The sequence below is a fragment of the Synechococcus sp. J7-Johnson genome (assembly GCF_024345795.1).
Classification (GTDB): Bacteria; Cyanobacteriota; Cyanobacteriia; order PCC-6307; family Cyanobiaceae; genus Regnicoccus_A.
On record NZ_JAGQBU010000049.1, the window covers coordinates 1 to 13464 of the forward strand.

12 protein-coding genes are annotated in these 13464 nt (G+C 56.2%); 10 read left to right on the plus strand and 2 right to left on the minus strand.

Going from position 1 to position 13464, the window contains the following annotated elements; all coding sequences use genetic code 11:
• A partial coding sequence (locus KBY93_RS15215; RefSeq protein ID WP_255095274.1) for a hypothetical protein occupies positions 1–553 on the plus strand: 553 nt, incomplete at its 5' end.
• 539 nt (positions 554–1092) lie between these two features.
• Here KBY93_RS15215 and KBY93_RS15220 read toward each other — a convergent pair.
• Positions 1093–2520, minus strand: coding sequence for a nucleotide sugar dehydrogenase (locus KBY93_RS15220; RefSeq protein WP_255095275.1), 1428 nt, complete (start codon positions 2518–2520; stop codon positions 1093–1095).
• Between the two features lie 1106 nt (positions 2521–3626).
• Here KBY93_RS15220 and rfbF point away from each other — a divergent pair.
• From rfbF to KBY93_RS15245, 5 genes are read left to right on the plus strand one after another with little or no spacing between them, the layout of a single operon-like run.
• Complete coding sequence (rfbF, locus tag KBY93_RS15225; RefSeq protein ID WP_255095276.1) at positions 3627–4394, plus strand: glucose-1-phosphate cytidylyltransferase; 768 nt, start codon at positions 3627–3629, stop codon at positions 4392–4394.
• Positions 4394–5503, plus strand: coding sequence for a CDP-glucose 4,6-dehydratase (gene rfbG, locus KBY93_RS15230; protein ID WP_255095277.1), 1110 nt, complete (start codon positions 4394–4396; stop codon positions 5501–5503). Before rfbF ends, rfbG begins: the two co-directional genes overlap by 1 nt.
• A 2-nt stretch (positions 5504–5505) precedes the next feature.
• Positions 5506–7023 carry a lipopolysaccharide biosynthesis protein RfbH gene (gene rfbH, locus KBY93_RS15235; protein ID WP_255095278.1) on the plus strand — a complete coding sequence of 506 codons (1518 nt, stop codon included), beginning with the start codon at positions 5506–5508 and terminating at the stop codon, positions 7021–7023.
• A gap of 3 nt (positions 7024–7026) precedes the next feature.
• Positions 7027–7836 (plus strand): NAD(P)-dependent oxidoreductase, encoded by an 810-nt coding sequence (locus tag KBY93_RS15240; RefSeq protein ID WP_255095279.1) that lies wholly within the window; start codon positions 7027–7029, stop codon positions 7834–7836.
• 56 nt (positions 7837–7892) lie between these two features.
• Complete coding sequence (locus KBY93_RS15245) at positions 7893–9245, plus strand: NAD(P)/FAD-dependent oxidoreductase (RefSeq protein ID WP_255095280.1); 1353 nt, start codon at positions 7893–7895, stop codon at positions 9243–9245.
• A 680-nt stretch (positions 9246–9925) separates the two neighbouring features.
• Here the strand turns inward: KBY93_RS15245 and KBY93_RS15250 are convergent.
• Entirely contained in the window at positions 9926–11137 is a 1212-nt protein-coding gene (locus KBY93_RS15250) for a hypothetical protein (RefSeq protein WP_255095281.1), read from the minus strand.
• Between the two features lie 356 nt (positions 11138–11493).
• On the opposite strand from KBY93_RS15250, the gene KBY93_RS15255 reads away from it, so the two are divergent.
• The 4 genes from KBY93_RS15255 (at position 11494) to KBY93_RS15270 (ending at position 13430) form a co-directional block, all read left to right on the plus strand.
• Positions 11494–11991, plus strand: coding sequence for a transposase family protein (locus tag KBY93_RS15255; protein WP_255095282.1), 498 nt, complete (start codon positions 11494–11496; stop codon positions 11989–11991).
• A complete protein-coding gene (locus KBY93_RS15260) occupies positions 11991–12095 on the plus strand; it encodes an alpha/beta hydrolase (RefSeq protein WP_255095283.1) in 105 nt (34 codons plus the stop codon). Before KBY93_RS15255 ends, KBY93_RS15260 begins: the two co-directional genes overlap by 1 nt.
• Before the next feature lie 197 nt (positions 12096–12292).
• Entirely contained in the window at positions 12293–12802 is a 510-nt protein-coding gene (locus KBY93_RS15265; protein ID WP_255095284.1) for an ISAs1 family transposase, read from the plus strand.
• 298 nt (positions 12803–13100) lie between these two features.
• Positions 13101–13430: a transposase gene (locus tag KBY93_RS15270; protein WP_255095285.1), complete on the plus strand. Its 330-nt coding sequence runs from the start codon at positions 13101–13103 to the stop codon at positions 13428–13430.
• The last annotated feature ends 34 nt before the right edge of the window (positions 13431–13464 follow it).

Consider the following 13464-nt stretch of genomic DNA (forward strand, 5'->3'; position numbering starts at 1 on the left):
ACGGCTTGATCTCTTCCATCAATACGGCCAAGACTTCACTCAGCTGGAGCCGGTTGATGGTGGTGTCGGCGAGGAGGAATCGGCACTGAGCAACAAGGCATCCAGCCTGGATTCGAGATCGGCGAGCCGCTTGTTCTCTGTCTCGAGCTGCGCGATCTCGATCTTGAGCTGCTTCGTTCGCCTCTCGCTCTCGAGCCCTCGCCTCTCGCTCTCGAGCTCGTGCTTCCTGCCCTCGAGCTCTCGCTTCTCGCTCTCGAGCACTCTGATCTGCGCATCGATCGTTGGATGCCAGTTTAACTTCGCCAACCAGCGCCGCCACGGCGGCAACGAGGACAGGAATTCCGATTTGCTGGTTGACGTTGAAGCGGATCCCGAAGAGATCGACATGGTTGTAAGAGGTAAAAAACGTGATCAGAACAACCAGGGAGCCACCGACAAGGGAGGCATAGCCGGCGCGATCAAGGAAAGGAAACGGATTGGGCTGAGACGAGGGAGCCGGCACTGCGTTCTCTGCCATGACCGTAGCGACGGCGATCCCAAATCAATCCACTGATAGTACGTCAGTACCATGAGCGCATGCATCCGTGGTTTCACGGATTGGCCACGTGCCTCCCGAAAACGGACAGCGAAGGACGCGCTACCTGCGGCAAGCGGGCAAACCGCTCATCAGGTTGCAGAGGGGTTTGTGCAGCGGCGATGAGGGGGGCAGCCAGATCGTGCTGGCTCCCCTGAACACAGAGAGGCCGATCAGGAGTGCCCAGAGCCAGACGAGCCGTAGCCTGCCATTGAGGATCATTCGCGGAGTCCATCCAGCAATTCGAGGATGTCGGTGATGAAGGTGTTGGGGGAATAGCGCTGCCAGAGACGTCGCAGGCCTGCCCGCTTGGCGGCGAGCAGGTCGGGGTCGGCGGCCCATGCTGGATGAGCTGGGTGATAGCCATCACCCCCTGGGCATTGTCGAGCAGGAGCCGAGCGGCTGGCCAGGTTTCTGAACGCTTCACTGCCGCTGCCCTGAGCCCGATCGTGGGTTGCGAGCGGATCTGGTGGCTCATCGGGGTGGTGATCACAACGGCTTGTGGGCCCTCTGGGGCTTTACCCCCGGCCCACCTGCCACACCTGGAAGCCGGCAGCGCGGGCAGCGTCGGCATCGGCGATGGCACGAGCATCGAAGAGCCAGCTGGGGCGGCGCATCACAGCCGCGAGATCAGGCCATGGCAGGGACCTGAAGGCTGTCCATTCGGTGAGGATGAGCAGGGCGTCCGCGCCGTTGGCGGCTTCCATGGGGGAGTCGCAAAGCTCCCAACTGCCATCCCTGCCTAGAGCGCTGCTCGCGTGCTGCGGAGCCTGGCCGAGGTCGCGCGCGATCTGGGTTGCGGGCACCTTGGGATCGTGGATCGCCAGGTGGGCTCCTTCCTCCAGCAGATCACGGCAGATGTGGATGGCGGGTGCCTCGCGGGTGTCGTTGGTGTCGGCCTTGAAGGCGAAGCCGAGCACGGCGATGCGCTTGCCGCTCACGGTGCCGAACAGCCGCTGCACCACCAGGCGGGCGATGCGTTGCTTCTGCCAGTCGTTGAGGGCCACCACCTGCTCCCAGTAGGCGGCCACCTCGTGGAGGCCGTAGTGCTGGCAGAGGTAGACGAGGTTGAGGATGTCCTTCTGGAAGCAGCTGCCGCCGAAACCCGGGCCGGATTGTAGGAACCGGGGGCCGATGCGGCTGTCGGTGCCGATGGCGCGCGCCACATCCTGCACATCGGCACCGGTGGCTTCGCAGAAGGCGGCGATGCTGTTGATCGAACTGATGCGCTGGGCCAGGAAGGCGTTGGCCGTGAGCTTGGAGAGCTCACTGCTCCAGAGGTTGGTGCGCAGGATCCGCTCGGGAGCCACCCAGTGGGCGTAGAGGCTGGCCAGAGCCTCGATCGCCGCCGGATCCTCGCCGCCGATCAGAACGCGATCGGGATTCTCGAGATCGCTGACGGCGGTGCCCTCAGCGAGGAATTCCGGGTTGGAGAGCACGGAGAAGGTCTTGCTGCTGTCGGTGCCTCCCTGGGAGGCCGAGAGGATGGCCTTCACGGCTTCGGCTGTGCGCACGGGAAGGGTGCTTTTCTCCACCACGATCGTGTGGCCGGTGGCGGCGGCGGCCACCTGCCGGGCCGAGGCTTCCACCCAGCGCAGATCACTGGCGCGGCCGGCACCGGCGCCTCGGGTCTTGGTGGGAGTGTTCACGGAGAGGAACACCAGGTCGGCCGAGGCAATCGCCTCGTCCACGGCGGTGGAGAAGAAGAGGGAGCGGCCCCTGGCCCGGCCCACCACCGCGTCTAGGCCTGGTTCGAACACCGGCAAAAGGCTGAGATCCGGATCGTTCCAGGCGGCGATGCGTTCGGCATTGAGATCCACCACCGTGACAGTGAGATGGGGGCAGCGATCGGCGATTACCGCCATGGTGGGTCCACCCACATAACCAGCGCCGATGCAGCAGATGTTGGTGATGCCTAATGAAGAATGTGAAGCACTGATTGTCATGGGGCTGGCAAGTGGTGGCAGATCGCCAGTTGACTATGGCCTGCTAGCTACGCAAAAGTCTGTTGCCTTGAGTACACATGAATTTCGAGTGGATGCTTGCTTGACAATCCCAAGAAAGACGCAGTACCAATCACAATGAGGCGATGAACCAGAGAGGCCAGATCCTTATCATATCAAGGAAGCTCTGATCAAGACGCCTTAATCATAAAAATTTAATCTCATTCTATTCAATGATACGATACTGAGCAGATTTTGTCCCCAATTCACTCACAGCAGTCCTTGCAGAGACGTTAAGGCAGTGTCCACCACGCGTCAGCTTCGTCCGCGCCAGAAGGTGGTGGGATGATTTGCGGAACTGTGTTGAAAGCCACACGAGCACAGCGGAAACGTAACCGAGAGCACCATCGCTCCTGAATTCGGCAGCTTAACTGGCACTCATTCAGATATGACTCAAGGTGGATTTTTTGAGCTCTGCATTCCCTATAGTGACTAGAAATTTATTTAGCGGCAGCGGATTCCATTCAGGGTCGCTTTCGGGGGCTAGCTATCCGAAGCAGCCATTGCTGCTGGCCGGCAACGGTGAGGAGCCTCAGGTGCATCTCACGCAGGGGAGCCTGGAGGATGTTGCTGGGCTGGCGATCGTCAAGGTGAACGCTCCCTCGTTGGTTTCTTACGCAACTCACCATGGGATCGCAGCAGCTATCTTCGCTATGATCACAGCTTGGTGATGGACCCTGTTGCGTTCGAAACAGATGGCATCGTGCACTCCGAGTGTCACTTCGTGGGCAACAGCGACATTTCACGCAGGGAGTCATCTTTCCAGAAGGCGGATCTAAAGGTAGGACCCTCATGATCGGCCTTTTAATTGTGAGACTTGAACTAGTAACTTTAATTCTAGCCGCCATGCTGCGGTATGTGTGGTGGGCTGCTTGTGGCCTACCGGCTGAATGTGCCTATTGTGAACCTGGTCGCAGGCAAAACCTAACAACCTTTTCACAGTTCACAATCAGGTCGGCCTTTCACAGACCAGTGCCCATGAAGGCGGCTTTTCCCATTCCGTCGATCAATCCGCTAGTGAACCGCATTTTCCAGAGTGGGGTGGCTGCATGAAGGCAGTGATTCTTGCAGGCGGTCTCGGAACTCGTCTTTCCGAAGAAACTCACCTTAAACCTAAGCCAATGGTCGAGGTCGGTGGAAAGCCAATCCTCTGGCATATCCTCAAGACCTACAGCCACCATGGCATCAATGAATTCATCATCTGTTGTGGCTATAAGGGCTATGTGATCAAAGAGTATTTTGCCAACTACTTTCTGCACACCAGTGACGTGACGTTCCATATGGATCTCAACCACATGGAGATCCACCGCCGGATGGCAGAGCCCTGGAAAATCACCTTGATCGATACGGGCGATACATCGATGACGGGGGGGCGTCTCGCTCGCGTCAGAGATTTTCTTCATGGCACGTTCTGCTTCACCTACGGCGATGGCGTTGCCGACGTGAACGTGAGCGCGCTGGTGGAGCATCACCGCCAGGAAGGGCGCCAGGCCACCCTCACGGCCGTTCAGCCCCCTGGCCGTTACGGCGCTCTGGGCCTGGAGGAAAACGCCGTCCATGACTTCCAGGAGAAGCCTGACGGGGATGGGGCCTGGATCAACGGTGGCTACTTCGTTCTTGAGCCCTCCGTGATCGATCTGGTAGATGGCGATGCCTGCGTGTGGGAGCAGGGGCCGCTGAATCATCTGGCAAGCAACGGCCAGCTCAGCGCCTACCGGCACCACGGCTTCTGGCAACCGATGGACACGTTGCGCGACCGCCAGAAGCTGGAGGAGCTCTGGGCCAGCGGCCAGGCGCCCTGGAAGGTGTGGAGCTGATGACAGAAGGGAGGATCGATCCAGGCTGGTGGCGAGGCCGCCGGGTATGGCTCACCGGCCACACCGGTTTCAAGGGCAGCTGGCTGGGGCTCTGGCTCAGCGAGATGGGAGCGCGGGTGAGCGCGGTGGGGCTGGAGCCGGAGGGAGAGCCCCATCTTTTCCACCAGCTCGATCTCTCCCGCCGTCTGGACCACCACATCGCCGACATCCGCGATGCAGTCGCCATGCGGGGACTAGCGGAGGAGGCCCAGCCCGAGGTGGTGCTGCATCTGGCGGCCCAACCATTGGTGCGCCGCAGCTACCGGGATCCGCTGGGCACCTGGGGCACCAACGTGCAGGGGAGCCTCCACGTGCTGGAGGCCCTGCGCACCCTCCAGCATCCCTGCGCTGTGGTGATGGTCACCACCGACAAGGTGTATGCCAACCAGGAATGGGATTACGGCTACCGGGAGAACGATCGCCTGGGCGGCCACGATCCTTACAGCGCCAGCAAGGCGGCCGCTGAGATCGCCATCGCCAGCTGGCGCGCCAGCTTCTGCGGGCCGGCTTCCCATCAGACCCCCCATCTCTCGATCGCCACGGCGCGGGCGGGCAATGTGATCGGCGGCGGCGACTGGGCGGAGGACCGGATCGTGCCGGATGCGATGCGAGCACTGGCCTCCGGAAAGTCGATCGGCGTGCGAAGACCCGAGGCCACCAGGCCCTGGCAGCATGTGCTGGAGCCACTGGGGGGCTATCTGCTGCTGGCCGAGCGGCTGCTCGAAGCCCATGGAAGCGAGACAAGCAATCCCTACAGCGATGCCTTCAATTTCGGTCCAAGCCTGGAGTCGAACCGGAGTGTGCGGGAGCTGATCGAGGAGGCGGTGATGCATTGGCCGGGTTCATGGACGGACCTGTCCGATCCGGCCGCCCCCCATGAGGCGGGGCGGCTCCATCTCCAGGTGGACAAGGCCCACCATCAACTGGGCTGGCGGCCACGCTGGGGGTTCGCCACCACCGTGGAACGAACCGTGGACTGGTACCGCCAGGTGCATGAACAACCGGAGGCGGCGGAGGGCTGCTGCCTGAACGACCTCGATTCCTATGTCAACCCCACCATCACACCCTGACCATGTCTGACCTGAGTGCGCTGAAACAGGAGATCCTCGTTCTCACCCGCCGCTACGCCAGGGAGGCCCACGCGGGCTTCCGGCCTGGTGTGGATCCGGATCGGTTGCCATGGCAGGAGGGGCAGGCGATTCCCTATGCCGGCCGGGTGTTCACCGAAGACGAGGTGGAGGCGGCGGTAGGTGCCACACTGGATTTCTGGCTCACCCTGGGATCTGAAGGTGCGGCCATGGAGAAGGAGCTGGCGGCGTTCCTTGGGGTGCGGCACAGCCTGCTGGTGAACTCCGGATCGTCGGCGAACCTGGTGGCAATCTCGGCGCTCACGAGCCACAAGCTTCCCGCTGGAAAGCGGATCCGCCCCGGCGATGAGGTGATCACGGTGGCGGCTGGCTTTCCCACCACCGTGGCACCGATCGTTCAGGTGGGTGCGGTGCCGGTGTTCATCGATGCCGACCCGATCACGGGTAACGCACGCTGTGATCAGCTGGAGCAGGCCCATAGCCCTGGGAAAACCAAGGCGGTGATGATGGCTCACGCCCTGGGCAATCCCTTCGATCTGGCCACCACCCTGGCCTTCTGCCGGAAGCATGATCTCTGGCTGGTGGAAGACAACTGCGATGCGCTGGGCTGCAGCTACTCGATGCCCAGGGACCTGGCGGAATACCTGGGTTTCAGCGAGAACAGCCCTGGGCTGGATGAGGGGCCGGATCGGGTGATCCGCTGGACGGGAACCTGGGGTGACATCAGCACCCAGAGCTTCTATCCACCGCACCACCTGACGATGGGGGAAGGGGGAGCGGTGAATATCGTGCGGGATCAGAAGCTGAAGGTGGTGGCCGAAAGCTTCCGCGACTGGGGACGTGATTGTTGGTGCCCCAGCGGTGTTGACAACACCTGCAACAAGCGCTTCGGTTGGCAGCTTGGAGAACTGCCTGAAGGGTATGACCACAAGTACACCTACAGCCACCTGGGTTTCAATCTCAAGCCGCTCGACCCGCAGGCGGCGATAGGCCGGGTGCAGATGCGGCGCCTACCGGCGTTCATCGAGGCGCGCAAGCAGAACTGGCAGATCCTGCGCGCCGGCCTGGAACCCCATGCGGCCTGGCTGGATTTCGCCCTGCCCACCCATGCCACCGGCTGGAATGCCGATGGTTCGTTCAGCTGGGACGACACCGGCTGTCGCACCATCTGCTCTTGGTTCGGCTTCAAGATCGCGGTGCGCCCAGAAGCGCCATTCTCCCGAACCGATCTAGCCCAGGAACTGGATGCGCACCGCATCGGTAACCGAATGCTGTTCGGCGGCAATCTGCTTCGCCAGCCGGCGTTTGTGCAGCTCAAGGCCGACAGGCCAGAGTCGTTTCGTCTGGCTGCTGGGATGGAAGGCTCCGACGACATCATGAACAGCACGCTGTTCCTAGGCACCTATCCAGGGCTGACCATGGCGATGATGCATTCTGAAATTGATGCGATCAGGAACTTCTGCGAAGAGCGGGCCAAATACTTAAGTTTTGCTTCAGTCTGAGTGATGAAAATTTTTCTCACGGGGGGCACCGGCTTCATCGGCTTCTACGTATTGCGTGATGCCTTGGCGGCTGGGTATGAAGTGGTGGCATTGCGACGCACCGTCAGCTCACGGTCTATTCTTCCTTTACCAAGCGAACCCCATTGGCTTGAAAGAGACCTTCTTGCCCTGGAGCCAAAAGATCTATATGGTTGTTCAGCGGTAGTCCATCTGGCATCAGCTGGTGTGAGCCCCCAGCAGGTGCCATGGCATGAGTTGGTGCAAGTGAATGTGATGGGTGCAGCTCATCTGATCGACATAGCGAGACAGGCTGGGGTCAAGCGTTTTGTAGTTTCTGGCACTTGCCATGAGTACGGTGCGTCCGCCACTCGCATGGACGATATTCATTCAGACGCCCCATTAGAGCCGCTGACTCTTTACGGTGCCAGCAAGGCAGCGAGTTTTCATCTGTTGTCGGCCTACGCACGCTCGCAGGGAATGGAACTCTATTATGCTCGTATTTTTAATGTTTATGGTGAAGGTCAATATGAGAAGAATTTCTGGCCCTCGCTTCAAGCCGCTGCTCGTCAAGGAGTTGATTTCCCGATGACCACTGGAGATCAATTGTGTGATTTCGTTCCTGTTGAGAAGGTGGCTGAGTCGCTACTTGCTGCTTGTACGCAACCATTGTCTGGCAGCGGAGATCCGGTGGTAAAAAATATTCGCTCAGGCAGGCCTCAATCACTACTTAGTTTTGCGCAAAAAGAGTGGAAGAAATCAGGCGCTGTTGGCAAGCTGTTGCCAGGAGCCATGCCTCTTCGGCATAGTCAATGATGAACTGATTCAATGAAGCCAATTACTTTTCTTCGAAATCAAATTGGAATTTGCCGATGACAGTCACAATTCTTGGAGCCGGTTTGGCTGGTTTGAGTTGCAGTTATTTCATTGGGCATGAAAACTGCCTTATCTTCGAGCGTAATCAATACGAAGGCGGCCATATCGCAACTCATGTTCGTGACGAATGCTTCTGGGATGAAGGTCCCCATGTTTCGTTTACGAAGCACTCCGAGGTACGCGATCTGCTTACGTGGAGCGCCAGTGGCTCAGTCTTGGAATATCCAACAAATGTTGCAAACTCGTATCATGGTCATTGGATCCCTCATCCCGCTCAGTCTAACTTAGGCTCAGTTCCAGAACCCTTGGCTCGCCAGTGTTTTGATGACTTTCTTGCTTCTCGAGTTCAGACTGATATGCAAGAAAGTGATGGGCCTCCGTTGCATTATGGCGAATGGCTAGAGCGTGCATTTGGCCCTACTTTTGCAAAGACCTTTCCTACGGCTTATACACAAAAGTATTGGACGTGTCATCCTGATGACATGACCGTTGATTGGGTTGGGGAGAGAGTATACTACCCTGACGTTGCAACAGTAGAAGAAGGTTATATAGGCGTAACGAGCAAGAATACACACTACATCACTTCAGTAAGATATCCAGAGAGCGGCGGCTATATGTCTTTCGCTTGCGGAATAAAGAATGGTGCTAATCTAATCCTCGGCAAGGAGGTTGTAAGCATAGATCTCGCCAGTCATAGGATATCTTTTTCGGATGGAACTGATCATTCATATGAAGCGCTGATCAACACAATGCCACTTGATAAGTTTGTAAAAATGATCCGTCATGCTCCTTCGAATATTGTGAACTCCGCCCAAGCGCTCAATTGTTCTTCGCTTCTTCTGGTTAACATAAGAGCTAGCGGACCAACTCGACTGCCTTATCACTGGCTCTATGTGTATGATCAAAATATGTACTCAACTAGGATTAGTCAAACTCAGCTCCTATCTCCAAGAAATACTCCCTCAGGCTCAATTGGCATTCAGGTAGAGGTTTATGCATCTCGCTACCGGCCATTCTCTCAAGGTTATGACGAGATTGCCAAGCAAGTTGTCTCTGAAGTGTTGCAACTGGGCCTTGCTACAGAGATTGAGGTCGTAAGCACTCAATATGTTCCCTATGCTAATATTATTTTCGACCATCATCGACGTGACAATCAAAACGCAATTCTTGATTGGCTTTCTGGCTTTGGATTAGAACGTGAAGAAGATGACTTAGATCCAATGACGGATTGGGGCAAAGCTAAGTCAAAAAGACCTCAAGGTATTAACTTGGCTGGTCGCTTTGGTCAGTGGAAATACTTTTGGACAGATGACTGCATCTTGAGGGGAAAGCAATTCGGGCCTGCTTAAGAAGTCAGTCCGCATCCGACGCTAAGGACTAAGGACCTGAATAGTGTGTTGCGATAGGACTTCTCGAGAAGGCTGAATTGCGCCGAAAAGCAGCTTCAAACTTTACACATGTATTGGCGCTAGCATCGCTATCAGTAATCGTTTGAGGATTTCTTCCGGTCGTTTGGCTGAAACTCTCATGTCAATAACTCTGGATCAATCTGGCCAAACCCGCATGTATCCAGAGCTTACTTCGAGTTCGCGGATTAAGCTGGAGTGCTTTGCGAAAATGGGTCAACTGATACAGTTATGATCCCCGTTCATCAAGAGCGCAGCGACCCTCTATTCTTCTATGTCTTGATTGATGAGTGCATCCCGGCCAGCCATCAACTGCGGCGCTTCCTGCGGTGACTTTCAGATGGGTGACACTCCTAGGCTTCCTTTCTGGCGGCTTAGATTAATTATAGCAGTGGACCAGTTGTCTTCTGACCTTGTGCCGGCTTGTTGATCCACACCTCCTCGGATTTGCGACAGCAAAGGTTGGACCGGCTTGAGTGCTGCGGAAACTTTTATCGCCCCCGGCTGCCTAATCGTCGCAGAATACATGGCTGATTGCAAGATACTCGAACGCAAGATTCTCACTGGAATCAAATGCATTGCAGTGATTCCGACTTGATCGTCAACTCCTATTCACCAAATAATTACACCAAGGTGCTTGGCGGATTAATGCCTCTATTTGCAATTTGTGCAAGAAATGACTTCCGGTAAGTCTTGAGCCAAACGGGATGATTAAGCAAGTCAATAACTTTATACAGTGTGATGCAGGAAGAATCAGAAAGCAAAGATAAATTCATAAGTGTTAGTTTTTGAAGCGCCTGTGTTGGAATACCTCCTGCTGCTATAAATGAAGCTATTTCCTCTTCCCATGGATAATCAGATTCTAGGAAACTGTAGTTATTTTCTTGAAGGAGGTTAAAGATGTTTTCGGTAAATGATGTTGTCGCATGTCTTGAGAACTTCAGAGGGGTTTCATTCGATTGATTATTTAATAGGTATGGCTTCGTTGCGATACATAAAGAATTGAGATAACGAAAAAAGATATGCTCAGGCCAATGTGGAAACCAATCCTTTTGTTCACCATAAACTCTAATGAGCTTAGTATCCCAGGAAATATAATGATCATATAACTTGTTAGAAAGGGACTCTGATCGGATTCTCTTTATAAAAGAAACTGTAGCTTCAATGTAAGACGAATACTCGTTTTTGATAATTAGATCGAAATCGGCAATCTTGTCTTCAGAGCTAAGAAAGCCAACTGGAAAGCATTTACCAAAATGATCAACAGGATCATACTCAGATCTTGTAAGCGCCTCTACATCAACTTGTGTGATGACTTCCTTGAAGAATTCTTTATCGGTCTTATACTTGTAGTAATAATCAAGAAATCCAAGCAACTTTAGCATCACTTCCCTTGGCCCGCCATAATTAATTGTCCAATAAAGTAATAGCATATTTTCCGGAAAATCTGCTTGGACAAGTGGCTTGACGTACTCGTCAAAACTAATGGGATATCTAACATCAGTGCGAAATCGGTGGATATATTGAAAGCAATGATTATTGCTCTGTTCCCATAACAATAGATACCTCAATGCATAATCAAGTTTGATGAACTCGGGATGAAATATATTTAATTGTGATCGAGGTATTCCAATGTCAATACGTGTTGATAGTTCTTCTATAAACGATATATCGGCATCGTATCTTTCCGAGATGATTTGAGCTTGTTTTTCAAAGTCACGATCAGTGATCACAAATATTTTTGAATTCGCCTTGCAGGAATCAAGAAACTGAAATAAATTATCATCAATTGTTCTTAATTGGCCGGAAATTAATACAGCGTGAATTTCTTCCATGATTTTACCAAATATTATTACTCATAGCTCAGGCTGAGGGTACCTAGCTACGCCATTCTCCCAGTAAGGAAAGTGTCACGTCCCCGTCTGCTCCGCGTCAACCATCTACAACGCCGAGGCCAATTTAAAGTCTGTCTCGGCAGTCCAGGATGGTCCTGCCAGCATAGGATTCGGCCCACTGGAATGGACCTTTCCCCATGCCCGTCTCTCCCGATCCCGGCCAGCTTGCCTCTGTTGCCGATCGATCACTCAGAGCAACGTCCCAGGAACCCCCCAGGGCCGACTGAAAGTCAGTCACAAGGGCGATTGCGGTGCATTGCAGGGGCTGCTGTCCTCGGTTGGATTGCTCCTCTCTCTTGTCCAAGCCCGCGTCGCCTTCTGATCTGATCGGCTTTCTGCAGTCGCTTCCTGAGGGTCGCAAGCGCCGGGGCGTGCGCTATCCCCAGTGGCTGCTGTTGCTGATGGCGATCCTTGGCATCCTCAGTGGCTGCCGCAGCGCCAGGGATCTGGAGCGATTTGCCCGCCGGCACCGCGAGGCCTTCAATACGGCTCTCGGTCTTGAGCTTCGCGGGACACCCACCGACTCCACCTTTCTCTACTTGTTGGAGCGGGTGGATCTGCAGAGCATGTTCGCGATGCTGCGCCAGTGGATGCTGGCCCAAATCGCAGAGCAGGACAGGGAACTTGATCAACTTATTTGTGATGGAAAGACTCTGCGTGGTTCCGCCAGCCAGCCCGAGGGATCTGACGGTGACACCCGCTTTGTCACCCAGGTGACGCTCTACGCCCGCGATCTGGACGTCGCATACTGCTTCGCAGAAGCCTGGCGGCTACGCCCAGACCTCCTACGGTGATGACGATGGATGCGGGCTACTGGAGCGAGGACAACGCCAACGCATGCGTCGATCAGGCCATTGATGCCTACATCGCCACCGGCCGCCTGCCCAGGGCCGACTGAAAGTCAGGCACAAGGGTCGTTGTGCGGCCAAGCTGGGCCTGGTTTTATCGGGACTGCTCTTTTCCTTTGGCCCAGCTTGCTGCCAGCCCCGATCTGATCAGCCTTCCTGCAGGCCCTGCCGGAGGGCCGTAAGCGCCGAGGGGTCCGTTACCCCCAGTGGTTGCTGCTGTTGATGGCGATCCTGGGCATCTACTGCTTTGCAGAAGGCTGACGCCTACAGCGGCTGCCGCAGCGCCAGGGATCTGGAGAGTTTTGCCAAGCGGCATCACCAGGCGTTCGGCGCGGCTTTGGATCTGGAGTTGCCCAAGGCACCCTGCGACTCCACCTTCCTCTACCTGTTCGAGCGCGTGGAGCTGGAGGAGCTCTTTGGGTTGCTCAGGGACTGGATGCTCGCTCAGATCGCAGATCAGGACAAGGATTTCGACCAGCTGATCTGTGACGGCAAGACCCTGCGAGGCTCAGCTGCTCAGCCTGATGGCGCTGATGGGGCGACTCGGTTTGTCACCCAGGTCACGCTCTACGCACGTGAGCTGGGCGTGGCGATCGCCCAGACCTCCTTCGATACCGGTGAATCCCACGAGCGAGCGGCTCTGAAAGCCCTGCTGAGCACGCTGGAACTTGAGGGTGTGTTGATTCAGGCGGATGCGCTCCACACCTCGCCAGCGTTTTTCAACTCGCCGCCGAGCAGGGCGCCGACTTGCTCCTGACGGTCAAAAACAACCAGCGCCGGCTTTACCAACAGATCGTCTCCCAGTTCCGCGGCCACCGGCATTTCCCTGTTGAAATCAGCGATGTCGAGGCCAGCCATGGCCGCCAGGTGCGCTGGCAGCTCAGAGCCCGCAATGCCACAGACACCATCCGTGAGCGCTGGGCGGGTGCCAGCTGGATCATCGAGCTGGTGAGCACCGGCCGGCGTGACGGCAAGCCGTTTCACCACGTCCACTTGTATGGATCACCAGGCGCACCTCTCGGTGCGACACCACCCTGCACACCAGCCCAAAAGCAATGCTGCGGCTGGTGCGGCAGCGCTGGGCAATCGAAAACCAGTGGCACTGGCCCCGCGACACCCAGCTCGGTGAGGACGCCCACCGCTATAGCCAGCGCAACGGGGTGCAGGTGTTGGCTCTGCTGAGGACCTTGGCCCTGAACCTTTTGCGCTGCAACGGCTTTGGCTCAGTCCGTGCTGGTCTGATGGCCGTGGCGCATGACATCAGCCGAATGCTTGGCTGGGTCGGCATCAGCCTAGGAGGCTGTTGCACGAATAATCAGCGCGCCTCTGCCGTGACAGCCCTCCCGCGTCTTGGACCTGCTGCAATTCCACCGTCGGTGCTCTGAGTCCAGCGCTTTCATCTGTTGGCAGCCCCAGGTG

What these genes read in the sequence shown, in the direction of transcription:
- KBY93_RS15220 (WP_255095275.1), bottom strand. Translation starts at nt 2,520, where the DNA reads ATGACAATCAGTGCTTCACATTCTTCATTAGGCATCACCAACATCTGC.
- rfbF (WP_255095276.1), top strand. Translation starts at nt 3,627, where the DNA reads ATGAAGGCAGTGATTCTTGCAGGCGGTCTCGGAACTCGTCTTTCCGAA.
- rfbG (WP_255095277.1), top strand. Translation starts at nt 4,394, where the DNA reads ATGACAGAAGGGAGGATCGATCCAGGCTGGTGGCGAGGCCGCCGGGTA.
- rfbH (WP_255095278.1), top strand. Translation starts at nt 5,506, where the DNA reads ATGTCTGACCTGAGTGCGCTGAAACAGGAGATCCTCGTTCTCACCCGC.
- KBY93_RS15240 (WP_255095279.1), top strand. Translation starts at nt 7,027, where the DNA reads ATGAAAATTTTTCTCACGGGGGGCACCGGCTTCATCGGCTTCTACGTA.
- KBY93_RS15245 (WP_255095280.1), top strand. Translation starts at nt 7,893, where the DNA reads ATGACAGTCACAATTCTTGGAGCCGGTTTGGCTGGTTTGAGTTGCAGT.
- KBY93_RS15250 (WP_255095281.1), bottom strand. Translation starts at nt 11,137, where the DNA reads ATGGAAGAAATTCACGCTGTATTAATTTCCGGCCAATTAAGAACAATT.
- KBY93_RS15260 (WP_255095283.1), top strand. Translation starts at nt 11,991, where the DNA reads ATGACGATGGATGCGGGCTACTGGAGCGAGGACAACGCCAACGCATGC.
- KBY93_RS15270 (WP_255095285.1), top strand. Translation starts at nt 13,101, where the DNA reads ATGCTGCGGCTGGTGCGGCAGCGCTGGGCAATCGAAAACCAGTGGCAC.